The organism is Paenibacillus sp. Cedars, assembly GCF_003184205.1.
GTDB lineage: Bacteria > Bacillota > Bacilli > Paenibacillales > Paenibacillaceae > Paenibacillus_AQ > Paenibacillus_AQ glucanolyticus.
This window is the reverse complement of the sequence record NZ_CP020866.1, coordinates 2,351,181-2,374,457: the sequence shown is the minus strand read 5'-3', so window position 1 is coordinate 2,374,457 and position 23,277 is coordinate 2,351,181. Positions and strand designations below refer to the sequence as shown.

Sequence of the window (23,277 nt, the reverse complement as noted above, 5' to 3'; positions counted from 1 at the left end):
AACCTTCCTTTTATATGGAATATACAATATGGATGCCTTGGTCGATGATGCAGTCATTAAGTAATGCGCGAGAGCAATTCTACCCCCGGCTATCATTAAATATAAAAAAAGAAGTATGACAGTGGTCTGTCATACTTCTTCATACAGTTTGTTGAGTTTGGCGTTGTGAAAGTCTCTCAGCGCCTGACGAACAGCCTTGGGGGTATCGAGAAGAAGAATGCGCTTTGCCAGCTCGCGGCACTCCCGGCGATCCAGGCCTGCAAGCGTCTCCTTCATCCGGCTGAGACAGCCGGCCTCCATGCTCCATTCGTCCAGCCCAAGACCGAGTAAGAGTGGTGCGGCCAAGGGATCACCCGCCATGCTGCCGCACATGCCGGTCCATTTATCGGCCGCATGGGAAGCCTCAATGACCGTGCGGATTAACTGCAGCACAGCTGGATGGAAATAATCGTACAGGTGAGCCACATATTCATTCATACGGTCTGCTGCTACCGTGTACTGAACGAGATCGTTCGTACCGATGCTGAAGAAATCCACTTCACTTGCAAAAAGTCCTGCCAATACGGCCGTTGAAGGAATCTCAACCATAATGCCCACTTCCATATTCTCGTCGAACGGAAGGCTCTCCTGCCTTAATTCAGCCTGCACTTCCGTCAGAATTCCTCTGGCCTGTCTCCATTCCTGCAGGCCGGAGATCATGGGGAACATGATCTTCACCTTGCCGAAGGCGCTGGCCCGCAGCACCGCACGCAGCTGCGTGCGAAGCAGGTCCTCACGGACTAACCCCACACGTATCGCACGGTAGCCGAGGAACGGGTTCGCCTCCTTCGGCAGCTGCAGATACGGCAGCTCCTTGTCTCCGCCGATGTCCATCGTGCGGATGATCACGGGGCGGCCCTCCATGATGCGGGCCGCTTCCTGGTATGCACGGAACTGTTCCTCCTCGCCCGGCATGGCCTGGGCGTTCATGAACAGGAACTCCGTGCGAAACAATCCCACGCCGTCCGCGCCCTGCAGGACGGCGGCCCCGGCTTCCGCGGCGCTGCCGATGTTCGCCGCGAGCTCCACGCGCGCGCCGTCGGCAGTCACTGCCGGCCGCGCCGCGTACGCCTCGAGCGACTGGCTGCGCTCGAGGTCCCGCAACATGCGGAGCCGGTACTGCTCCGCTTCCGCTTCTTGCGGCCGGGCAATACAGAGCCCGGCGGCCCCGTCAAGGACGAGCGTATCGCCGTCCTTGATACCCTCGACGCCGTCACCTGCGCCGACGACAGCGGCAATACCGAGCGACCGCGCAAGGATAGCGGTATGCGAGGTGGCACCTCCGGTTCGGGTAATAAAACCGACCACCAAGGCAGGGTCCAGCTGCACCGTATCCGACGGTGCCAGATCGTCAGCCACCAGAATGACCTGTCCGGTGATTCCGGTAAGACCGTGCGTATGCCCCGGCGATAGACAGGCAAGAAGCCGGCTGCCGATATCGCGAATGTCTGCGGCGCGCTCCTTCATGTAATCGTTGTTCATGTCTTCCAACAGCGAAGCGACCTGACCAACGATTTCGGCAACGGCCCGCGGCGCAGGCTCCAGATGCTCTCGGACCCGGGCTTCCATCTTCGGATAGAAGGCAGGATCGTCCAGAAGCTTTCGCTGTCCCGCAAGAATGCCCGCTTGCTCCTCGCCAACAGCTTTCGTTGCTTTCTGCGTCAGCTCCTCCAGTTGTTCCGCGCAGTCGGCTTTAGCCTTCCGAAGTTTATGAAGCTCTGCATCGACCGCCGCCGGGGTATCCAGCTGGCTTACGGGAGAGTCAACTGTTCCGCCATCCTGCGCAGGCTTGTAGATGTATGCCTTGGCTATCCGAATTCCTTCCGATACGCCGATTCCTTGAATTTCCTGCCTCTTCATCACCCTTCACCAAACTTGCTTACGACGAGCTGTACCAAAGCTTCGACGACTTCCTGTTCTCCATCCCCGCTCGCTTCAATGCTCACGACAGCTCCTCGCTCAATGCCGAGTGTCATCAGCTCCAGCATGCTTTTGCAATCAGCGGCACGTCCTTCTCCTGTCATTAGACGTACCTCTGCCTCATATTGTCCTGCTTTTTCAGAGAAAAGCTGTGCCGGACGGACATGAAAGCCCTGCTCATTCTGTATGGTTACGGTTTGTGCAAACATGTCGTTCCTCCTCATCCTGTACGGCCTGCCCGTATCTGATTCATCCTTGCCAGGCGGCCTGCTTTATTGTGTAGTTTGGCAATCAAGTATTTTGGCCTAAATCGCATGGTTCTCCATCATCAGGCCAATAAGGCTATCCGTTCTCTATAAACCTCGATCAACGCTTGGTTATGCTCATCGGAGCCGTCAACATTTCCGCTAAGAAATACAGGAGGTTTAAACCCTGCTTCAATCATAATCTCGATGGATTCGGCGAACAGAGCGTTCAATATCAAGGCACCGACTACGGTCGAGCTCGGCGTGAACGGCACCTGGAGGCCCGGATGGCTCAATACGGCATCTCCTTTGACCGAGAAATTATCGATCACCAGATCAACGGCATCCGCCAGATGTTTGCCGCTGCGGTGGCGGGACGGCTGGCTCATGGAATATTCCAGTGAGGTCATGCCTACAGTGAAGGCTCCCTTCTCCTTTGCCATCAAAGCGACGTCCACCGGAACGGGATTGCGGCCCGAGGTAGACAGGACGAATACCACCTCGTCCTTGCGGATATCCTGCTTCCTCATGAATTCGGCGGCAAGGTCGTTTTGTCTCTCGAGTTCCGACGAACGTACCGCGCCTTCATGCAGCATCAGCTTCTCTATAAGAATCGGAGATATCGGCACGAGTCCGCCTGCCCGGTAGAAGACTTCCTCTGTCAAGATATGCGAATGCCCGCAGCCGAACAAATGAATGATACCGCCCTGCTGTATACAATATGCCACCTTCTCCGCAGCTTCACGGATCGGCTTGGCCTGTTCGGTTCGGACTTTGTCAAACAACTTGCCGATTATATCAAAATAGGTGTTCATCATGATCGCTTTCACCTCGTTGTTCGTGTATTCATTTGTGCTTATTGCAGTCTCGTAATCGGATCGTATCGGACCGGACCGGTTGGTTCATAACGCCTTTTTCGCCCGGAGAACCATTTCAGCCATGACATCCAGGCTCCGCTGGATAATCCGCTCACCCTTTTCCCTTGTTGCCAGGGTTGCATCACCGAGTACGGCGGAGGCCGTCATCTCCTCCCACGGTGTAGGCGTGAAATCCGCATCGAATGGGATGTGCGGAGCACCGTCGATGGCCTTGCTCATGTCTACATACTCGCCCGCGAGATAGAGCATGTAGGATGTCTCAATTTCATCGGCATGCATATAGGTGCCGTGAGCAGCCGAGGCTTCCCGTACTTCCGCTGTTATTTCCTTCGTGCCTGGATAAAAGAAATAGAATACCTTCAATGCGGGGACCCGTTCGTATAAAATTCTTGCGGCTTCCTTCAGCGCAGCGGCATTACCCAGATGGCCGTTGACCATGATGAAGATCCGGAATCCCTGCTGATATAAACTCTCCCCGATATCGGCAAGCAGCCGAATGAGCGCTTCGTTTGACACATTGATGCTTCCCGGGAAATTACGCAGGCTCCACACTTGACCATATGGGAGGGTCGGCAGTACAAAGCTGTCCGTCCGCTCTGCCAATTTGTCCGCCAGTCTGGTCGCGAGGAGATTATCCGTACCCAGCGGCAGATGGGGACCATGCGCTTCAACGGCGCCGATCGGCAGGATGGCAGCGCCAAACCTACGGATTTTATCCTTCACCTCAGCCGAATTTTCGAGTTCGAATTTCATAGTAGGCGCACTCCTTATTTTTTAAATGAGAAGCAGTTGGCCGGATTGCTTACGAAAAATTTCTCCACCAGCTTCCGGCCGTCAAAACCGCAGCGGTTCGCCTCATCCACAAAGCGCGGCACCCATTTGGAGATAATGTATTCCAGTCCAAGACCGTGATCGTAATGCTTGTAATAGGTTTTTCGGGCGGTATCTCCACTGATGAGAATCTGATCCTCGTGGCCTTTGCGGACAAGCTCCAGAATAAGCGAGATCCGGGAGCTTTCCGGTGCATACTTGATTTTGCCGATGCCGTCAAAACTCATGTAAGCTCCCGTTGAGGCGATCTGCTCATGGTAGTAGGGGTCTGGATTGCGGTCCATATGTCCCAAGCTTAAATAGGACAGCTCCACGCCTTCGCTTTTGAGCAAATCTATTTGCTCCAGCGCCATCGTCCCGACCTCAGTATGGGAGTGGATCGGTGCTTTCGTCTCATGGTGAGCGCGTGCTACAGCGCGCAGCGTCTTCTCCTCCAGAGGTGTGATGCGGTTATAGCCTGTCCCGAATTTAACCTGACCCGCTTTGAAAGGCGTGCCTTCAAGCCCTTCCTCCACTTCCCGAATGACGAAATCCGCCAGTTCGTTGATGCTTTTTGCTTCAATCCACTGCGCGTAGCTGGCATAATCGCCAGTCAGTGGCTTAAGCTCCTCCTTGATTTGGGCATCCCATAGGAAACTCTTGTTGAAACCCGCCGTTCCCACAATATGAACACCGGTTTCGATTGCGATTTCCTGTACTGCCTGAACATCCCGTCCGTAATCGACGGCTGTAGCATCCACGATTGATCGACCGCCGTGTTGTTTGAAGTCAAGTACATCCCGCTTGGATTTCTCTTTGTCGTCCAGCAGCAAATCGTCCTCTCCCCGTTCCTGCCAGTAGGCCGGGCGGCACACAATATGCTCGTGGGAATACGTAAAGCCCAGCTCCTCCTTGCTGATATCTCCATGTAAGGTACGAATAAAGTCCATATCGTATCTCCTCCACTCATTGTTAGGCAAGCAGCTGAAGGGATTGACCGCATATAGCGGAAGTTAAACTCGAGGCTACAATCCCTCCTGCTCCTTTGAATCTGTAATCTTCAGACAGTCAAGCCGCTAAGACACTCCATCGTTTTTGCAACAGGATGGTTAAAAGAACAGCTTCGCCAGGAAACTCAGAATCGGTCCGATGATGAACATATCGGAATCGGCCGCCCACATGGCCGTATCCGGCACCGTCGAGCCAATGAAGAAACGCACCATCAGGAATTGTCCCCATGCCACAACAGTTGCCGTGATGAAGCCGCCCATGACGGCCCCTCTGACTCCGCCTGTCGAGTTCCCGAATACGCCCGCCGTTGCCCCGTGAAAGAACAACACAATCATCGTCGGCACGAAGATGTAGGAAACGGTATTGCCAAGAACAAGCAGCCAGATGATGGCACCCGCAAAAGCTCCCAGGAAACCGAGAACGACCGCATTCGGCGCATAAGCGTATACAACAGGTGCATCCAGTGCAGGTTTAGCGCCCGGTACCAGTTTGGTAGCAATTCCGTTGAAGGCCGGAACCAGCTCGCCGATAAACATCCGCACCCCCATCAGAACAATGGCGATTCCCCCTGCAAACGTGAACGATTGGATAATGGAGTAGATTATGAAGTTCTGGTCACCCGATTGTTTAATCAGCTCGGCCGCTGCAGGCGTGCCTTTTGTCGATAAAATAACCGCTCCGATCAAGAACAAAATTCCCATACTGAGCGCAGTGATAACATTGGAATCGCGAAGAAACTCGAAGCCCTTCGGCACTTTAATTTTCTCGGAGTCATTGTTCTTGTTCCCGAACCATTTGCCGAACAAGGCAGCAAGCAGGGCAACCGAGGCCGAGGTGTGACCCAGCGCGATGTTATCGTTGCCCGTAATTTTACGCAGGAACGGCTGAACCAGCGCCGGTTGAAATGTCCAGTACACACCCAGGACAACCGCAATCATCAGAACCAGCTTCCAGATCGAAATACCGCTGGCAGCATGAACGATGACACCTGCAAAAATGGTCGAGGTCCAGAACATCATATGTCCGGTCAGGTAAATAAACTTAAACCGGGTGAATCGTGCCAGCGCAACGTTGATCAGAAAGCCCAACAGCATGGCGAGAGTGACGGCGCTGCCGAATTTGGAATTGAAAGCTTCCTGCCCCATGAAGGTACCGAGGGACCCGCTTTCCAAACCGAAAACTTCTTTCCACATCGGCTCAAATACGTTCAAGGCTTTCACGATGACATCAGATCCTGCACCGATAATAAGGAAACCGATGATCGCTTTAAAGGTGCCGCTTACGAGTTGGCTCGTTGATTTCTTCTGAAGCAGAAGACCTACCAGAACGATAAATCCAAGCAGAATGGCCGGCGTTCCAAAAATGTTGGTGGCAATCCAATAAAGTACGTCCATAAGCCCTCTCCCTTTCTAATGGTTTACAGTACTTCTTCCAGCTTCTGTTTGATTTCGTTGTTGTCAAAATAGTTATTGACGATAACAACTTTGGCTTCATGCCCTTGAAGGCTTTGTGCCAGCTCGTTGCTTGTAATAATAAAGTCGGCTGCTGTTCCGGAGGCCGTTGAGACGTCCGTATGCTCGACATCGGCATTGACTCCCATGCCGCTCAGTACATTCTCCACATTCATTCTCAGAATCAGGCTCGTTCCTTGTCCTAAACCGCATACGCATAAAATTTTCATGTTTCGTTCCCCCTAATAAGTTGTTGGATTGTCTCCACATCAGCGGCTTGCTTGAATTGTTCCAGATTGTCCGGGTTGCTTAACAGCGTAGTGAGCTTGCGCAGCATGGCGATATGTTCCGAACTCGTGGAGCCGCCGAGGGCGAATACGAGCTGTACCGGATCATTGGCTGCATGGCCAAATACAACGGGGTTCTTCAATCTAAGCAGCGAGACCGACGCTTCCTTCACCCCGTCCTCCGCACGGGCATGCGGAAGAGCGACATGGGGCGCAAGAACAAAGTACGGGCCTTTGTCACGGTAGGATGCTACCATAGCGTCGGCGTAACGTTCTTCCGTCGTTCCCGCATTCGTAAGAAGTCCTCCCGCTAAGCGGATTGCTTCTTCGGCCGTCTCGGCTTCTACATCCAGGGCAATTAGTGACGGTTCTAAAAATTTCATCTCTCATCTCTCCCAAATCCGGTATTCTAATTGGCGCTAAATTGGCGCTAATGACTGCTTTGCAATTGCTGCAGTATTTGCTCCTTCGTCTTGGCCTCTTTCAGTCTGGTCAAGTTCTCCTTCTCGCTGAGCAGGAGTGTCAGCTCCGACAGCGCTTTCAGGTGAGACTCACCGTCAATCGCCGCCAGCACCAGAATAATTTGAACCTGATGGCGAGGTTCCTCTGAGAAGGCGACGGGCTGCTCCAGCCGCAGCAAGCTGATTCCCAGCCGCCGGACTCCATCCTGCGGCTTGCCGTGTGCAATCGCGATGCCAGGTGCAACAACGATGTAAGGACCGAGCGCCTCCACTTTGGAGATCATCGCATCGATGTAAGCTCCATCGATATGCCCATCTTCAAGCAGAGGTTCTGCGGCTTCACGTATAGCGCTCCGCCAGTCGGCAGCTTCTCTCTTTACTCGGATCATGCGTTCGGTAAGCAGATCCGACAGAGAAGGCTTGCGCGCTTCGCTCAGCCACGTTTTCCCCACGGACAAGTAGTGGTTAAGCTCCTCCACAAGTCCCGCCTCATCCTTTACCGCGGCATATTTATGGACAATGTCCAGCAATGCCTGAACCGTATTGGCCTGGGTTCTAGATTTACGACCGGCAACCATGTTGATCTGGTTCAGCAGGTGCTCCTTATCCTTGTCGCTTAGAATCGGATTCACCAAGAGAACGGGCACTTTGCTGTCCGGAAGAGGTACCGTCGAGAATATAAAATCGACACGCTCTTCATGAAACGACTCGTAATCGCGCAGCGAGAGCACCGCTGATATATCCACAGCCGAGAATAAGTTCTCCAGCTGCGATTTCAACATCCGTGAAGCGGAAATACCGTTGACGCAGACGATGGCGGCCTGCCGCCTCACGGCCGGTTTCGTGTTCTCTCTGCGCAGCCAGCCGCCGAAATGCATGGCGAGGTATCCGATTTCGTTATCATCAAGTTTGCGACCAACCAATCGCTCGAACGGCGCCGCGGAACGCCGGGTTAACTCGAACACTTCCCTGTACTTGGTAAGGATATTTTCGAGCAGCGGATTTTCAAGATCGAGTCCGTACAGGATCCGGTAATAAGCCGGTTTCAAATGGACCAGAAGATGTTCCTCCATGGCTTCCCGGTTCGGCAGAAATACACAGGCATATCGTTGAAAATCATCAATCATCTGCTGGGTAACTTGGCGGAGCTGCTTGAGTACCTCTTCGGATCCGGTCACCTGTTCCATCCGGTTCACTCTCGCTCCTAGCAGGTGCATTGCAAAATAACAAACTTCTTCATCCGGAAAAGAGATGCCAAACAGGGGACCGAGTCCCTCCGCAATACGTGCAGCAGCTTCAAACTCAGGCGTTCTATGCAGTACGCTTCGCTCATCCTCATCAATTGAGATCCATTGTGCTGCCTGTATCCGCCGTATATATAGCAGGAAGCGTGCCGTCAAATTAAACAACATCTCATCTGTCAAATCTACGCCCAGCGTTATTTCACTATCCGAAATCAAGCGATAAACCCGCTTCAGATCGCCCGATTCCATTCGTGGAAACAAGACCGCGGTAAGCTCGTGGCTTTCGGATTCCTGGTTCGGGTCAAGCGCCTGTTCCCAGCTAGCATTGCCGAAGATTTGCCCGAAGTAATAGTTCAGCAGCTTCCGCTTGTCACGCTCCTGCCCCTGCACACCATAACCTCGCTTGCGATCATAGGTTACCTTGAGTCTGGCGCCCTCTATCTCCTGACGGACGCTATTCAAATCCTTGAGCACAGTTCCCCGACTAACCTGCAGTAGATGTGTCAAATGCTGTACAAAAAGCGGCCCCACCGCCGATAACAGATAAAGCGAGATCCAGGCCAGTCGTTCTCGTGGAGACAAATAGTACTGCTGTGCATGAGGCTTCCCCGCCAGCTTCGGCAGACCCGCCCGACTCTCATCAGGCAAATAGTAGCCTGCTGTCCTGACATATTGAACCGGTGGAAGATGAACCGCTTTCAACCAGTCGTTTACTTTTTCCATATCATAATAAACGGTTCGTCTGGAGATACCGAGCTTCTGCATCAGTTCTTCCAGTGATACATAATCGGCTGCCTCATGAAGCAGGGTCAGAATCCGTGTACTGCGTTCGTCCAAAATACGGCATCAACTCCTTTGCCGTTTAGTGTGGTACCTTTTGCAACTTGATTATACCCATGGGCAATGAAGAAGTGACAGTTCAATTCATGGAGTCCCTTTTGTGCAAAACTGTACTCTGCCCAGATTCTCCTCGTTTTGCTCTATGTATCTTTCAGTCCCATGCTATAATGAACAGAAAATTTAAAGCATACGGAACAGGGGCGACAATTATTGAATTCTCCTAAAACCATACTCATCATTGAAGATGAACAGGATATCTCTCGTATTGTGAACGACTATCTGCGTGTTCAGGGATTCAGCGCGTTTATCGCAGAGAATGCCAGTGACGGATTGCGGGAAGTCCGGAACCGTCAGCCGGATTTCATCATTCTTGATCTAACGCTGCCCGATGCCGACGGGATTGAAGTCTGCCGCAAGCTGCGTACGCTGACCGCTGCGCCTATTCTTATCTTAAGTGCTCGAAGCAGCGATACGGACAAAGTGCTGGCTCTGGGTTTTGGCGCGGACGATTATATGACCAAGCCCTTCTCGCTCAGTGAACTGGTCGCACGAGTTCAGGCACATTTGCGCAGACTGGCAGATCCGAAATTTAAGGCAACGACACAGCAATTATTACGATTCGACTCGTTATCGATTGATAAAACAGCCCGCAAGGTCATGGCCGGACATCTCGAGATATCTTTGTCCGCGAAGGAATTCGACCTGCTTTACTTCCTCGCCTCCCATCCTAACCAAGTGTTTACCAAATCCCAGCTGCTGGATCAGGTGTGGGGGTATTCCGCTTTTGTCGAGGATAACACGATTACGGTTTACATTCGGCGGCTCCGCGAGAAACTGGAGCGAAGCGAAATCAAACATTCCTATATCACCACGGTTTGGGGTGTCGGTTATAAATTCGATCCCGAAGAAACGGAGTAACCTCCCATGAATTGGAAATTGTGGTATAGAAAAGTGCGTTTGGTTGCTTGGCTATCTCTTCTTATTATGCTGCTGTCCGTCGGTTGGCTCGTTTGGCCTTCGAACCAACCGACTCCGTCATCCATTGTCAACCATATTCGTGTGCTGACTAATCCGATTGTGCACACCATGGAGAAGGAGCATACCGAACTGCTGCTGTCCGATGCACCGCTTCGGCAGAAATTGAACGACTGGAGCAAGGAGACAACCATCAGCCTCAAGGTTGTGCTTCCGGACGGCACGATGGTCTATGATAGCGATCATTCATCCTTGCCATCCTTGCAGCATATTTATCCGCGTTTTGAACTGGACTATACGCTGCGTATTTCTGACAGCGAACCGCCCGATTATCATCTTGCGTTTCCGCTGCTGGACGCCGAATCCAGCGCCTTAATCGGCTACGCCCAGTTTACTGTTCCTGCGCATGTAATGGCCGCAGCGTTACCCGCCTCGAGCCCGGTTATCCTTGTGCCATGGACGCTGCTTACGCTGGCCTTTTTGACGCTGCTTTATTTATTCTTCTCCATCGGACGCCGGGTGCAGCGCGATCTGGTTCAACCCATCGCCGAGCTTAAGCCTTACGCGGAAGCTATCTTGAAAGGCGATTACGAGCAGCGCGCCGAATGGACGAGCGATAACGAGGTCGGAGAGCTCTATGCCGTCTTTGACCTCATGCGAGAGGAAATTCGTAATTTACATATGCTGCAAGCTGCACATAACCAGTCGCACAAAGAATTGATTTCCAATCTGTCCCATGACTTAAAAACTCCGCTGGCGACCATCAAAGCCTATGTGGATGCGATTCGTGAAGGTATCTGCCCCGATCTGCCCAGCGTGATGGCTTATCTTGAGGTTGTACATGCAAATACCAGCAAAATGGCCGTGCTTGTCGACGATTTGCTGCTGCATGCCCTGCGCGATCTGGAACAGATTGCGGTACATCCACTGGAGCAGTATAGCTCGTCAGCGCTTGAGCCCATATTCCGGACAATGGCCCACTACATTCGTACAATGGGTGTGAACTGCGAAGAGCCCTCCACTATTCCAAACGTCCTTGTCTTTATTGATGCCGTGCGTATCGAGCAGGTCATCGCCAACCTCGTCACAAATGCCCTGAAGCATACCGAGCCCGGGGATACGATCACGCTCGCTGTGGAGGAACAAACCGAATGGTCCTGCTTGCGGATCATCGTCTCTGATACGGGCAGCGGGATTTCTCCGCAGGATATGCCCTTTATCTTCGAGCGTTACTACCAGGGAAGTGTCCCGGACCGCACGAAACTGGCCCAGCGGCACGGGGTCGGACTCGGATTGTCGATTTGTAAATATATCATGGAAGCGCATGGCGGCACGATCGAATTTCACAGCAAACAACAGCAGGGAACAACTTTCTGCTTAACGCTGCCGTTAAGCTGACCCCTGTCATACTTTATTTATAATTTGATAACAAATGTGCAAGAATTGTCCGCTATACTTTGGAAGCTAGTGAAGAAAGGAGACTCTATCATGCCTACAAGCAAAACCATCATGCTGCAAGCTTCCAACTTATGCAAAACCTATACCACCGGCAAGGAGCAGTACCATGCCGTTCGCAATGTCGATCTGTCAATTTACGAAAGAGACTTTACCGTCATTATGGGAGATTCCGGGTCCGGGAAATCGACCTTGCTTTATTTGCTTAGCGGGCTCGACGCGGTCACAGCCGGAGAAGTCCAGCTTCAGGGACAGCAGCTTAATCAATTTTCTGCCAAGGAACTTGCACGCTTTCGTGCCAATCAGATCGGCTTCATCTATCAGAACAGCAATCTTGTACCGGATTTAACCCTGTTCGATAACATTGCTCTGCCTGGTTATATTGCAAACCGGGACAAAGAAGCTGTGAAACAAAGAGCGCACGAACTGATGACAAGCCTCTACCTTGAAAAAGAAGGCAGCCGACTGCCGTCCCAGGTATCCGGTGGTCAGCAGCAACGAGCTGCCATCGCCAGGGCGCTCATCAACAACCCGGATATCGTTTTTGCCGATGAGCCCACCGGCAGTCTCAACTACGAACAAGGCGTTACTGTACTCGACATCCTGAGCGGCATGAATGCCGACGGTCAATCGATTGTCATGGTTACTCACGATATGAAGGCAGCATGCCGCGGCAACCGCCTCATCTACATTCGCGATGGCAAGATTGGCGGAACGCTGGATATGGGGCCTTATGCACCAGAGCAAGCCTCCGAGCGGGAAGCGATGATTTTTGCTTATGTCACCGGGAGGAGGTAGCCCAAGATGCAGGCCATATTGACGCTGTGCTGGGGAAATATTCGCAAGAGAAAAATGCAAAACGCGCTGATTGCACTGCTGATTGCACTGTCTGCGCTGTTAGTCAGCACCGCTTTCATTGTTTTGCAGAATACGGAAAGTGTATTTGAGGAGCGACATTCGGCTGCTCAGGGTGCTCATGAGATCATAAATATGACCCGCGGGCTGCATGATGAACGCATGGTGGCCGAATGGTGGTCAGCCCAGGACGGTGTGAGCGCCTCCAGCTTGGTTCCTTACAAGCCTTGGACTGGCCTCTCTTATAACGGGGAAGAATTGCCCAATCTTTATCTGTATATGATCAATACACCGCCCATGCCTCATGGAGTCAATAACCCCCTCCCTGCTGCAGGTCCAGCCCATCTGACCAAACCGGAAGAAGGTACAGTATGGATACCCACCTCCCTCGCGTACAAATACGGAATGGAGGTCGGGGATGAATTGGTGTTCACCTCCGGGGCAGCCCCGGTACAGTTCACGATTAGTGCCATTGTCATTGACTTGTCTCATGGCGGCCCATTCTCCACCTCGGCCCGCATTTGGATGAACGAAGCCGACTATCAGTCAACCATGGGAGGCCTGTCTACCCCGGAGCAATATATGTTGTCGCTTCGCTTTGCACATCCCGAACAAAGCGAAGCATACTGGCAGCGCTTTGAGCAGGCGCTCGGAACGCCGTTTTTGGAGGAACGCATCTCGTTTGCCGAGTTGTCCGCCTTTTACTTTATCATGAACAAAGTGATTGGCTTCGTTATGAGTTGCCTTGGACTGGTCATGATTGTTGTAGCCCTGCTTACCATCGGGTTTACGATCACGGACACGATCCTTGCCAACTACCGTACCATCGGGATTCTCAAATCGGTCGGTATGTCCTCTGAACGCATTATCGGCACTTATATGCTCCAATACGGTTTCATCACGGGGATCGCCTTGATTCCTGCCCTGATCGGCAGCCGTCTGCTCTCGAATGTCATCATCCAGAATTCTCTCTCCTTCCTCAAATCCGATACAACACCTGTTTCCGTGCAGTCGGTGGGAATCACGATCTGGACCGGCGTCGGCATGCTGTTCATCATCCTGTTATGCGTTGTCCTCTACGCAGGCAAAACACGCCGTATCGAACCGATACAGGCGATCCGATACGGCATGTCAGAGTCTTCGCATTCCCATGCCCATCGTCACGGAACCCGTACCCGGCTGCTGGACCGGTGGTCTGTGCCCGCAGTGATCGGCTGGAAGCATGTGACCGGCAACAAAAAAGGAGCTGCGCTGATCTTTCTGTTAATGAGCATTACCGCGGCTGTGCTCGTTTTTGGCACACTCCTGGTAACCAGTGTCTATCGTATCAGCGAAACCTCGGCCCAATGGGGATATGACGACGCGGATATCGCCATTATGGTGATCAACGGTGAGGGATTGGACCGGACCGACATGCAGTCTTATATCGAGAACGATCCCCGGGTTTTCAGCCTGAATTGGTCCGGTTCGGCCAACGGCGTCATCGCGGAGCCCGGTAGCCATCATCAGGCGACGTTCAGCCTCCCTCTGACCGTTGTGGAGGGCAGCATGGACGAGATGGGATTAGCCTCGCTTTCTGGCCGAAATCCAGTTCTGTCTAATGAAATATCGATTGGAATCAATATTGCCCGCAAATTGCACAAAGGTATTGGCGATACACTCACGATCTACATTGAAGGAAAAGAGCATCAGCTGCTGATCACCGGCACGTTTCAGTCCATTTCCAACTTGTCGAATATAGCCCGGGTCACATCGGAACTTGTCGGTCCATTAAATCCGGATGCGGGGTTTGTTCATCTATGGAACCCGGCGGATAGCGATGAATTTGTCCAACAGCTAAACCAACGTTACGGCCCTGTCATTCAGGCTATGAAGCAGGAGGTGCTGCTTGATTCCGTATTTAAGGAAGCTGCGGCCGTGCTGCTCATTCCGATGAGTATGCTGGCTCTTCTGTTCCTTGCAGTTACGTGCCTGATTGTTTATAGCACTTGCCGACTGCATATTCGCAAGGAAACAAAAACATACGGGATTTATGCTTCGCTTGGCCTGACGGTATCAGACATCCGTCGCGCCTTGACAAGCGGCATTGCCGTACTGGGTGCGCTTGGTGCAATGGTTGGCATGGTGTGCGGCATTTACGTACTGCCAGCCGTGCTGCGTGGTTTGCTGTCTGCATACGGCATTGTCAAACTGCCGCTGATCATGGAGTGGCCGCTTGCCATTGGCCTGACATTGATCGCCCTGGTCATCGCCGTCAGCGGCTGCTGGCTGGCATCGCGAACCCTATGCCGTACCTCCTTACGCGTCCTGGTCACCGATTCATGAGTTCCGTCTTGAGCAGCAGATTCCAGAAGACCAGAACATGCGGGTCATAACCACACAAGTGGACAGCCGTGCATAAGGCTGTTAAAAAACAAGAGACGGCCCCTGAATTTTCGGGAGGCCGTCTCTTCCTATGATATCGTCTAAGTCAGGCTCCACTCTCAAATGGTACCGAGACTCTTTAGGCACGAGAGAATATCATCGTGTCCAATCCATGATAACCGGAGTTATATGGGCTTCAATCAGACTTGCAGCGATCAGCATCACCATGACCACAGCAAACAAAGCAGCGCTCTGTCTGGCTTCCTTCCCCCAGGGAATTTTCTCTCGTTGCTTGACCGCCCGTGCGAAAAGCCCCAGTGGTCTAAGGCCGATGGCCCCAGCTAACAGCAGGGCTGGAATTTCCAAAATGCCGTGCGGAAGCAATCCCGCCAGAAGGGTCGGAAAGGAATGAACTGCCGCAGACAGTGCGATAATAAAGCCGATCATAAGCCCGTTAAACAGCAGCATAATGATGGTTGGAATGGAAAACAGAAAACCAGTGCCTGCAATGAGGAGAGCTGCACCCATGTTATTAAGGGCTAGGTTATACCATACTGCCCCCTGTCCCGGACGGTAATATTGCTTGGGGGTTATGTTCACATAGTTGCCTAGCAGAATACCCAGAAACATACCGAGAGAAAAGAGTATGCCTGATTGAATTAAACGTTTTTTTCTTGTCTCCATACTTTTTTTAGCATCCTCCGCACCTCTTTTCCTCCCAAACTATATAAAGCGGGCAGACGCTGACCTTCATAGAGTATAGAAGAAATGCATCTGCCGCTTGGGCAGATGCACTTCTTCTCCATGACTACAAGGCAACAGCGTCATCAATCAAACCCAGGTTGATCAGTGTAATCAGAAGACCCCGGACTGGTTCAAGCTCAGGCGTAAATATAGATCCATCGATACGATCGATACTTAGTCAGAAGCAGTGTAATAGCCGCTGTGTTCTCATCTATTTCATCGTCCATAGCTTAAGTAAGGATTACATACGTGATGGTTACTAAAACTCATTACATACAACAAATAGAGCCGCAAGTTATGCGGCTCCATAGTCAATTAGAAGAACGATTTCAAACTCTATTCTGATTCGCCTAACGCAATGAAGCCGGTATCTTTATTCCGAGGAGTTTGCCTTCCGCCTGGATGATCACCATATCCCCCGTCTTCAAGGTTGACTCGTGCAGATCTGCACCTGTTGTTACTCTAAAGACCGGCTTGGCCGTCAGTATGTTAATGCCAAGCAGCGTGCCATTGCGCTGCGCTCGGTACATTCCTTTATCGTATAAGTCAATCTGTGAAATCGGAGCGTCACCACTCAACACTACCGGCTGACCATTTGCCAGCTTAACGCCCTTCATTTCCCCTGTCTTATAGTCCCTGTACATCAATCTGTCCTGAACCACGCCAAGTAATATCCACTCTTCACCGTAAGGACTACTCAAGGCTCTCAGTGGCGCTTCACCCGTCTTGTAATCGTCAAAAGGATACTCTGCCACCTGATTGCCTTGTTCGATATATAGCTTGCCACCGCTTAGAAATACGCCACCCCGGCCGTACTCGTACGGCGGTTCATGCTCCAGCTTCCAGGTGAATTCGCGGCTTCCCTTCTGAATCCCGCTCTTGAGATTATACGCGTTCACGATTACTTTGCGATCCGGCACGGACTGATAATCGAGTAACTGAGGAGAATAGTAATCAATCGAATATACGAGGCCGTTTTTGATTGTCAGCGCTTCTCCCTGACCGAAATGTCCCCACAGCTTCTTGCCCGTCTTCTTGTCATACGCATTCAACTGAACGGATGAGAGCGCTCCTTGAACCATGAACGTACGGAGAATGACACCATCCGCTTCTTCCAGATAAGCTGTTCCATGTCCATCTGCTAACGGCTCGTTGGCCTCCCACCGCAGTTTGCCTGTCGCACGATCAAATGCAAATGTCACGCTTCCATTGATGGCATAAAGCATGTCGGATGTCGGAATCATTACCTCCGTACGCAGACGTGTATCGATGAATGTGGATGTGCCGGACTTCCATTGCAGCTTTCCTGTCTTGGCATGAAGAGCAAACGGCATATGATCAGCAGACAGCCCATATACGACGCCATTGCCATACGTCACATAAGGCTGTAGATCCTTGCCATAACTCCATAACCGTTTCCCCGTCCTCGCATCGATAGCAATCAATTGTTGGTCGGCGAACGTAAATACTTTCCCTTCCTCAGCGATTGCATGGTGACCTTCATAGGTATCGTACATGTCCAGATAATTGTCTACCTGCATCGTCCAAGATGGCTTTATAGTCGGTACAGAGATATGTGAGGATGCATGCCAGTTTCGGAGCGATAAATCGGCGGTTTCCGCATAAACTTGCGACGGCACTAACGCCATGATTCCTTGTAAAGTAAGTATGCTAGCAACAATACCCGATACAAGACGCTTGCTTCGTCGATTCCTTGGATGTTGGCACCATGGTTTCTTCTTGTTGATCAACATGGGCTGTCCTCCATTCAGTAATAGTTTCTTGTCCTTCGACAATATAACGTGTAATGGCAGGAAAATGTTTCATACACGTTTTTTTGACGCCCGTATACTCCGTAAAAAAACCTGAAACAGATAAGGATAGTTGACATCCAGCGTTGTTGACCACAAATCGGTTATGATCGCTGGAAAAGAAAAAGCAAATAAGAACTGGTCAATCAGGATGATGACTTTACCGTTCTACAGATTGCCCACCATTTCTCCCGGAAGCTCGGATGAGATATGCGTCGGCGTGAGCGCGAACTTCAGATGTCCGAGAATACGAAGCAAATCCCGGACTTGCTGTTCAATATGTTGAAGATTCTGCTCCTACGATTGCTGCAATTTTTACCACCTCTTGCGAGTTAGTATGTTGTTGAGTTAGCAATTTATCCCATGCGTTCCCATTTGAACAGGAAAAATGCCCCCAAGCAGTGTTCGTTCTACTTGTAGGGCACTGTAATGAAATCGAAGCAGTTGATTATGGAGAATTCACCGGTATATATACGCTTTTATCATAGGTTTTAATATAGTGAAATTCGTTCAACAGCAGAAGCTCCGGCTTCTCGGTTGTCTTGAACGAATAGGTTTGTTCCCGCAGGATATTGCCGTTCTTCAGATCCCAAGGACGTGATTGGGAAATAGATGAAACAGGAACGGTCTTGCCCCCCGCCTGCACGGATACATGTTCCTTCTCCAAGAGGGTGAATTGTTTTCTCGCGATCACGATATCATAACCCGAAGCGGTTGGGGTAACACTTCGAATCCATAACTTCTCATCGCCGATGCGGATCGATTGATCCGATGGTGACGCCAGGGAAATAGGCTTTTCTACCTTCTGATAGCCGCTGAAATTGTTCAGAACCAGTTCTATGGTTTTAACCCTGTCTGTCGGAAGCACGTCAAATTCAAGTTCAAATGCCGGGCTGCCCTTGGGTCCGGAATGATCCGCCCGCATTCCCCACGACTTCACCTCCACCCCATTCACGTAGAGACTCGTCCTGGCTGGAAATCTCGGGGCTCCCTCATACTTCATTTCGTAATGCCCCTTGACGATGGTTGATGTCGGTGAGGCGATAATGGCATCATAGTGAACAGATCCTTGATCGACGGGAATAGCTTGGGCTATGTCTTCTTTAACGATGCTCTTCATCGCTTTGTTCGCTTCAAATTTGAAGGAGATCGGATAGGTAGCTCGCTTTCCATTCTCCAGCCATTCACTGAAGGTCACGGTTAATGTTCGGGAGAATGGACTAACCGGCTCGAATTTATATACGCCTTCAAACTGAGTCTCATCTTGGCTATGATTTCCATTACCTTCCTTCGGGTCTGAATCCGTCAAGAAACCATGAATATGGTTCACGCCGTAGCGAAACGAACCGTTATCCGTAAACACAGATCCATCGGTACGATCGATGGTGTAATACATAAGCAGACCATTATCATCCGCAATCACACCATCAATGGTAATAACCGTGCCGTCATTTAGCGTTTTGCTTTTGTTCACCGTTTGCCCGTACCCCTGCTCCGCCACTTCCGCGAAGCTGAGCGAGCTAAGCTCGATTTTGTTAAGCAGCATGCTTCCGTAATAAGCAAATGCAGGATATTGATAGGTTCCAACAAGCAGCAGGAGTGCCGCGGCTGACGATAACACCCACGTTGCTGCTCGATTCATTTTTTTCTTGCGGGCAGGTGTCTCCTCTAGTGCATGTCGAAGTCTGCCTTCAAGTTCCGGCGGTGCCTGCATCGTACTCATGTCCTGCTTGTGCTCCTCTAATCTCTCCTCGATCGTCCTCATAACGATCACCTCCGATCATAGCTTTCAGCTTAAGTATTCCTTGCGAAATTCTGGATTTAATCGTACCTATCGGCGTACCGGTTATGTCCGCAATGGCCTGATACGGAAGATCGTGCACGTACCGAAGTTCAATCGCTTCCCGCTGCCGTGGATTCAGATGAGACAGCAGCTCCTGCATATTCAGTTCAGACTCCGTCAAACGATATGGATTATCCTCAATTAATGCAGTAAGCACGGATTCCTGCTCATCTCCGAGTGGAAGAAATCGTTCTTTTTTGCGGAGTAATGTTTTGCAGCGATTGACCAGGATGGTCTTGCTCCAACTGTAGAAGGCTTCCCCCTTTTTCAGTTGTTCCAGCTTCTCGTAAAGTGTAACAATCATGTCCTCCATGGCATCCATCGCATCATACTCATTCCCCATGTAGCTATATGCCAGGCGATAATAAGCGTCCTGTTCGGCCAGGATGAGCTGTAATAAAGCTTCTTTGTTGCCTCTTTGGGCTTGTCTGACAAGACGGCTTACGTTCATATGGTCCCCCCTCTTCATAGATAAGAGATCGCAGTCATAACAAAAGTTCATTTCGCACAAAAAAACCTCCACAACCAATCTCGATGGGAAGCGGATATCCTTTCCCTAAGAGGTTGCGGAGGTCTTTTAAATCCATTACACAATGCCGATTTCAGAGCTTAATGCAGCCTGGACGGGTTCTGCTGCTGCGTTATTTTCAGTTTCACCGGGGTTACGTCATCACCGTTCGGGTCTACCACTTTCAGCGTAGACATGGTGGATAACACTTGTCCTCGGATCGCTTGTAAATATTCCTGACGAAGCTGCTGCTGCTCGTCTTGTTCTGCCGGGGTCAGACCTTCGTTTTTTTGCTTGCGGCTAAGCTCATTAATTCTATGCAATGAAGGAATGGTCATCGTTATCATTCATCCTTCCGTCTATCAGGTTGTACCTGTCAGTTTACTGTAAAAAAACCATACGTGCAATAGACGCATTCTTCCTGATAGAGATCACGCTGCCTATTTATGGCGTTGCACAGTGGGATAGTTCTACGACCTTGGTCGCAACGTTATGAACGAATTCGCTGTCATGTTCTACGAACAGAAGTGTCGGCTTGTATTCGAGCAGCAGCTCTTCAATCTGCATCCTTGAGATCACATCTACGAAATTAAGCGGCTCATCCCAAACATACAAGTGTGCTCTTTCGCTAAGGCTTCTGGCGATTAATACCTTCTTCTTCTGACCGCCGCTGTATGTGGCCATGTCCTTCTCGAATTGCAGTCTGGAGAAATCAAGCTTGCGCAAGATGGATTTAAACAGGCTCTCATCAATGCCGTGGCTTTTTGCGTAATCGGACAAATCGCCTTGAAGATGGGATGTGTCTTGGGATACATAGGATATTTGCAGCTGGGTGTCCTTCTGGAACCCTCCGCTGTATGAAATATCCTCGCCACAGATCAGCTTCATGAAACTGGACTTGCCGGAACCGTTCGCTCCGGACAGCGCAACCCGCTCCCCTCGCTCGATCTCGAACGACACATCCTCGCTTACTTGGTGCCCATCGTAGTAGATCGACACATGATCCAGCTCAGCGAGACGCTCCTTGTGATAATGAAGCGGGGCAATTTGCAAGCTCTCCGCACTCTCGATATTCTTGAGAAGTTTGCTCTTCTCCTCAATGGCGGACTGCTGCCGTTGTTCGATGGCTTTCGAACGTTTCATCATTTTGGCTGCCTTGTGGCCGATGTAGCCTTTGTCTACTTTGGAGCCAGAATTTCTCGTGCCGTTCTTGGTGCTCTCCACTTCATGCGACCAGCCACTGGTCCGCCTGGCGGATTCCGACAATCGCTGAACATCCCGCTTCAACTTCTCGTTCTGCGCCAGCTCGAATTGATCCTGTCGCTGCTTGTTCTCCCACCATGTCGAGAAGTTCCCTTTCTGGATTTCAATATTTGTTTTGTTGATGGATAAGATATGATCCACACAGCGATCCAGAAAGGCCCGGTCATGAGAGACCAGGATATATCCGCTTTTTCGGCCAAGGTAATCGGCAACCAGTTGTCTCGCATGCAAGTCGAGGTGGTTCGTTGGCTCGTCAATCAGCAAGAAACGGTTCTCCTTAATAAATAGTGTTGCGAGAAGCACCTTGGTCTGCTCACCGTTAGATAACGTCTCGAACGGACGATACAGGACATCCTCCGAGATCTTCAACCAGTTTAGCTCTCGAACGAGCTTCCAGTGCAAATATTCCGGATGCACCTCTTCAATTACGTCGATCGTAAGATATTCTTTATGCTCGACCTCGAACGGAAAATACTCGAATTCAACGCTTGCGGAGATCGTCCCGCTATACTCGAGCTCTCCTAACAGGAGACGGAGGAACGTGGTCTTGCCTCTGCCGTTTCTGCCGGTAAATCCTAACTTCCAATCGGTATCAATCTGGAAATGAACGTTCTCAAAAATGTTATCGTAAGTGCCTTCGTAGGCAAACGTCAAGTTCGAAACTTGAATCTGTGACATCAAAATCGACCTCCAACTGAGTGTTGGCGAGAATATCTACCTTCGATCCCGCCCGTTACACGGAAGTCATGGAAAACGCCGAGAAGCACCGGTCCAACCAGTGCTTCTCGGCGCTTACGCAAACCCGACCCTATTCCTAATAAACCTGAGCGGCAGACATTCAAAAAGCGCTAGGCATATATCGATATGGGGGGATAAAGTTCCGGTAACTGATTGTTTGTAAAGTGAACCATGCCAATAAATCGCGAAGATGACAGGTTCACAAGAACATCCACAACCTCTAATTCCGTCATCGCTTTATCCCTCCCCTTAAGCTTCCTTTTATATGAACACAACTTAGCATATCCATCAGTGAAGGTCAAGAATACGCGGAAGGAGACAGCTCTTGTCTCCCAATATCCCTGTTACCAAGTGGAAATTTCTGTTCGTTTCCACTTGTTTTCGGTCACGCAGACATAGACATATTCTTCGTCCCATGCCATCTGACCCTGACTGCAGGCATCTGTAGAAGAAGCCGGCGTATATTTCTCGCGGATTCGAAGTTTGTCCCCGTTTACATCAAGCTTGGTATCAGGGTCATTCGTCCCTATTCCGACATGGCCGCTGCTGCGTTGAACGGTAAGCGGGGAATCGACAACTTCGCCATCATCGGCGTAACGCACAAATTGCAGGTCGGCCCCGGAATTGTCACCCGATTCCTCCGAACTATCGGCCCGAATGGCCCATCTGGCTGTCGTCTCATTGTCCTCACCCGCTACACTGAACTGCATATCCCGGTTTGTTCCACTTTCCCCTGCTACTCGCAAAATGCCGCTCATGACATTGAAGTTGGAAGAATGAGTACGGATTTCACTTACATCGGTGTCAAAAGGGATCTCAAATCGAGTGAACAGCTGGTTCGGATATTCGCCGGTCGGCGACATGGTTGTCTCGAACGAGATATGCTTATGGTCTCGCTGCTCCGGATTGTTTGCCTTATCGTGCGAGATGATCGCCGTTTTGTCCTTACCCTTCTCGTCCATCCATACGATCGCGGGTTTGGCCCTTTCTGCGGTCCATTGGAGCCGAATCAGATCGGATTGATGCCCTTCTTGCTCGATCCACTTTTGGTCGGTGGATAAGTGGAGCCGCTCATTGTGGGGAACCCGAATATTGCTGCCGGATTGCTCGAGCTGCACCTGAGTTGTCTCATCTCCCTGATTCTGACTTGTACAACCTATGCCAAGCAAGCAGATGCCTGCCAATGTAACCGCGATCGTCTTTAGTAATTTCATCGTATCCCTCCGTTTATCCGCTTCGGTTCTATTCGTGTTAATCAGCAGAAGACTTTGTCTGATCGTATTATATTCAGCGCCGGTCGTACACCCAATTCGCCGATCTTCCCGAAAAAATGATTCTTTCTATCTATCTATTAATGCGGACGATTTCGACCAGCACAAAGTCCTATTCAGCCGACATTTTGCGTGCTCACTCTTATTCAAGACCGAATAATTAAGCCTTGGGTCCGATTATCCTTGAATTCCTAACCTTTTGTGCTTACATAAGTTATTTCTGATTGGGGAAAGGTTAATGTATAGGAGACCGGGCTCTAGACA

The 23,277-nt window shown here is 50.8% G+C and carries 21 protein-coding genes; 4 read left to right on the top strand and 17 right to left on the bottom strand.

The genetic code is table 11. The annotated features are described in order from the left end of the window. Positions 1–129: 129 nt before the first annotated feature. The 9 genes from ptsP to B9D94_RS12510 all read right to left on the bottom strand — a co-directional run bounded on the left by ptsP (position 130) and on the right by B9D94_RS12510 (position 9,183). Entirely contained in the window at positions 130–1,899 is a 1,770-nt protein-coding gene (gene ptsP, locus B9D94_RS12550; RefSeq protein ID WP_148247150.1) for a phosphoenolpyruvate--protein phosphotransferase, read from the bottom strand. Then, complete coding sequence (locus tag B9D94_RS12545; protein ID WP_006210512.1) at positions 1,899–2,168, bottom strand: HPr family phosphocarrier protein; 270 nt, start codon at positions 2,166–2,168, stop codon at positions 1,899–1,901. The genes ptsP and B9D94_RS12545 overlap by 1 nt, the downstream gene beginning before the upstream one ends. A gap of 119 nt (positions 2,169–2,287) precedes the next feature. Next, a complete protein-coding gene (locus tag B9D94_RS12540) occupies positions 2,288–3,022 on the bottom strand; it encodes an SIS domain-containing protein (RefSeq protein WP_006210513.1) in 735 nt (244 codons plus the stop codon). Between the two features lie 84 nt (positions 3,023–3,106). After that, on the bottom strand, positions 3,107–3,835 hold the full coding sequence (locus tag B9D94_RS12535; RefSeq protein WP_148247149.1) for a creatininase family protein: 729 nt from the start codon (positions 3,833–3,835) through the stop codon (positions 3,107–3,109). Between the two features lie 14 nt (positions 3,836–3,849). After that, a complete protein-coding gene (locus B9D94_RS12530) occupies positions 3,850–4,842 on the bottom strand; it encodes a phosphotriesterase family protein (RefSeq protein WP_036637405.1) in 993 nt (330 codons plus the stop codon). A 159-nt stretch (positions 4,843–5,001) separates the two neighbouring features. Beyond that, complete coding sequence (locus B9D94_RS12525) at positions 5,002–6,297, bottom strand: PTS ascorbate transporter subunit IIC (RefSeq protein ID WP_006210517.1); 1,296 nt, start codon at positions 6,295–6,297, stop codon at positions 5,002–5,004. Positions 6,298–6,320: 23 nt separating this feature from the next. Further along, positions 6,321–6,584 (bottom strand): PTS sugar transporter subunit IIB, encoded by a 264-nt coding sequence (locus B9D94_RS12520; protein ID WP_006210518.1) that lies wholly within the window; start codon positions 6,582–6,584, stop codon positions 6,321–6,323. Further along, positions 6,581–7,024 (bottom strand): PTS sugar transporter subunit IIA, encoded by a 444-nt coding sequence (locus B9D94_RS12515; protein WP_006210519.1) that lies wholly within the window; start codon positions 7,022–7,024, stop codon positions 6,581–6,583. The genes B9D94_RS12520 and B9D94_RS12515 overlap by 4 nt, the downstream gene beginning before the upstream one ends. A gap of 47 nt (positions 7,025–7,071) precedes the next feature. Beyond that, complete coding sequence (locus tag B9D94_RS12510) at positions 7,072–9,183, bottom strand: BglG family transcription antiterminator (protein ID WP_253806146.1); 2,112 nt, start codon at positions 9,181–9,183, stop codon at positions 7,072–7,074. 213 nt (positions 9,184–9,396) lie between these two features. Here B9D94_RS12510 and B9D94_RS12505 point away from each other — a divergent pair, with 213 nt between their 5' ends. The 4 genes from B9D94_RS12505 (at position 9,397) to B9D94_RS12490 (ending at position 14,796) form a co-directional block, all read left to right on the top strand. Then, the gene (locus B9D94_RS12505; protein WP_006210520.1) at positions 9,397–10,104 is read left to right on the top strand and encodes a response regulator transcription factor; all 708 of its coding nucleotides are present in this window, start codon (positions 9,397–9,399) and stop codon (positions 10,102–10,104) included. A 6-nt stretch (positions 10,105–10,110) separates the two neighbouring features. Then, positions 10,111–11,559 carry a HAMP domain-containing sensor histidine kinase gene (locus B9D94_RS12500; RefSeq protein ID WP_006210521.1) on the top strand — a complete coding sequence of 483 codons (1,449 nt, stop codon included), beginning with the start codon at positions 10,111–10,113 and terminating at the stop codon, positions 11,557–11,559. Between the two features lie 90 nt (positions 11,560–11,649). Continuing rightward, complete coding sequence (locus B9D94_RS12495; protein ID WP_006210522.1) at positions 11,650–12,414, top strand: ABC transporter ATP-binding protein; 765 nt, start codon at positions 11,650–11,652, stop codon at positions 12,412–12,414. A gap of 6 nt (positions 12,415–12,420) precedes the next feature. After that, positions 12,421–14,796 carry an ABC transporter permease gene (locus B9D94_RS12490; RefSeq protein WP_036637398.1) on the top strand — a complete coding sequence of 792 codons (2,376 nt, stop codon included), beginning with the start codon at positions 12,421–12,423 and terminating at the stop codon, positions 14,794–14,796. A 195-nt stretch (positions 14,797–14,991) separates the two neighbouring features. Here B9D94_RS12490 and B9D94_RS12485 read toward each other — a convergent pair whose 3' ends face one another. The 8 genes from B9D94_RS12485 to B9D94_RS12455 form a co-directional block, all read right to left on the bottom strand. Beyond that, positions 14,992–15,519, bottom strand: coding sequence for a stage II sporulation protein M (locus tag B9D94_RS12485; RefSeq protein WP_148247148.1), 528 nt, complete (start codon positions 15,517–15,519; stop codon positions 14,992–14,994). 410 nt (positions 15,520–15,929) lie between these two features. Then, positions 15,930–17,333: an outer membrane protein assembly factor BamB family protein gene (locus tag B9D94_RS12480; protein ID WP_148247147.1), complete on the bottom strand. Its 1,404-nt coding sequence runs from the start codon at positions 17,331–17,333 to the stop codon at positions 15,930–15,932. Positions 17,334–17,838: 505 nt separating this feature from the next. After that, positions 17,839–19,155, bottom strand: a complete 1,317-nt coding sequence (locus B9D94_RS12475; RefSeq protein ID WP_040680674.1) for a DUF4179 domain-containing protein — start codon at positions 19,153–19,155, stop codon at positions 17,839–17,841. Continuing rightward, positions 19,082–19,684 (bottom strand): RNA polymerase sigma factor, encoded by a 603-nt coding sequence (locus tag B9D94_RS12470; protein WP_006210527.1) that lies wholly within the window; start codon positions 19,682–19,684, stop codon positions 19,082–19,084. Before B9D94_RS12470 ends, B9D94_RS12475 begins: the two co-directional genes overlap by 74 nt. Before the next feature lie 158 nt (positions 19,685–19,842). Further along, positions 19,843–20,079 (bottom strand): DUF896 domain-containing protein, encoded by a 237-nt coding sequence (locus B9D94_RS12465; protein WP_036637391.1) that lies wholly within the window; start codon positions 20,077–20,079, stop codon positions 19,843–19,845. Between the two features lie 106 nt (positions 20,080–20,185). Beyond that, positions 20,186–21,682 (bottom strand): Lsa family ABC-F type ribosomal protection protein, encoded by a 1,497-nt coding sequence (locus B9D94_RS12460; RefSeq protein ID WP_148247146.1) that lies wholly within the window; start codon positions 21,680–21,682, stop codon positions 20,186–20,188. 170 nt (positions 21,683–21,852) lie between these two features. Continuing rightward, positions 21,853–21,975, bottom strand: a complete 123-nt coding sequence (locus tag B9D94_RS31765) for a hypothetical protein (RefSeq protein WP_301337249.1) — start codon at positions 21,973–21,975, stop codon at positions 21,853–21,855. Positions 21,976–22,086: 111 nt separating this feature from the next. Further along, positions 22,087–22,956 (bottom strand): hypothetical protein, encoded by an 870-nt coding sequence (locus B9D94_RS12455; RefSeq protein ID WP_148247145.1) that lies wholly within the window; start codon positions 22,954–22,956, stop codon positions 22,087–22,089. Between the last annotated feature and the right edge of the window lie 321 nt (positions 22,957–23,277).

Excerpts from the sequence above, each read along its gene's own strand:
- ptsP (WP_148247150.1), bottom strand. The coding sequence starts at position 1,899 with ATGAAGAGGCAGGAAATTCAAGGAATCGGCGTATCGGAAGGAATTCGG.
- B9D94_RS12545 (WP_006210512.1), bottom strand. The coding sequence starts at position 2,168 with ATGTTTGCACAAACCGTAACCATACAGAATGAGCAGGGCTTTCATGTC.
- B9D94_RS12540 (WP_006210513.1), bottom strand. The coding sequence starts at position 3,022 with ATGATGAACACCTATTTTGATATAATCGGCAAGTTGTTTGACAAAGTC.
- B9D94_RS12535 (WP_148247149.1), bottom strand. The coding sequence starts at position 3,835 with ATGAAATTCGAACTCGAAAATTCGGCTGAGGTGAAGGATAAAATCCGT.
- B9D94_RS12530 (WP_036637405.1), bottom strand. The coding sequence starts at position 4,842 with ATGGACTTTATTCGTACCTTACATGGAGATATCAGCAAGGAGGAGCTG.
- B9D94_RS12525 (WP_006210517.1), bottom strand. The coding sequence starts at position 6,297 with ATGGACGTACTTTATTGGATTGCCACCAACATTTTTGGAACGCCGGCC.
- B9D94_RS12520 (WP_006210518.1), bottom strand. The coding sequence starts at position 6,584 with ATGAAAATTTTATGCGTATGCGGTTTAGGACAAGGAACGAGCCTGATT.
- B9D94_RS12515 (WP_006210519.1), bottom strand. The coding sequence starts at position 7,024 with ATGAAATTTTTAGAACCGTCACTAATTGCCCTGGATGTAGAAGCCGAG.
- B9D94_RS12500 (WP_006210521.1), top strand. The coding sequence starts at position 10,111 with ATGAATTGGAAATTGTGGTATAGAAAAGTGCGTTTGGTTGCTTGGCTA.
- B9D94_RS12495 (WP_006210522.1), top strand. The coding sequence starts at position 11,650 with ATGCCTACAAGCAAAACCATCATGCTGCAAGCTTCCAACTTATGCAAA.
- B9D94_RS12490 (WP_036637398.1), top strand. The coding sequence starts at position 12,421 with ATGCAGGCCATATTGACGCTGTGCTGGGGAAATATTCGCAAGAGAAAA.
- B9D94_RS12485 (WP_148247148.1), bottom strand. The coding sequence starts at position 15,519 with ATGGAGACAAGAAAAAAACGTTTAATTCAATCAGGCATACTCTTTTCT.
- B9D94_RS12480 (WP_148247147.1), bottom strand. The coding sequence starts at position 17,333 with ATGTTGATCAACAAGAAGAAACCATGGTGCCAACATCCAAGGAATCGA.
- B9D94_RS12475 (WP_040680674.1), bottom strand. The coding sequence starts at position 19,155 with ATGAGGACGATCGAGGAGAGATTAGAGGAGCACAAGCAGGACATGAGT.
- B9D94_RS12470 (WP_006210527.1), bottom strand. The coding sequence starts at position 19,684 with ATGAACGTAAGCCGTCTTGTCAGACAAGCCCAAAGAGGCAACAAAGAA.
- B9D94_RS12465 (WP_036637391.1), bottom strand. The coding sequence starts at position 20,079 with ATGACCATTCCTTCATTGCATAGAATTAATGAGCTTAGCCGCAAGCAA.
- B9D94_RS12460 (WP_148247146.1), bottom strand. The coding sequence starts at position 21,682 with ATGTCACAGATTCAAGTTTCGAACTTGACGTTTGCCTACGAAGGCACT.
- B9D94_RS31765 (WP_301337249.1), bottom strand. The coding sequence starts at position 21,975 with ATGACGGAATTAGAGGTTGTGGATGTTCTTGTGAACCTGTCATCTTCG.
- B9D94_RS12455 (WP_148247145.1), bottom strand. The coding sequence starts at position 22,956 with ATGAAATTACTAAAGACGATCGCGGTTACATTGGCAGGCATCTGCTTG.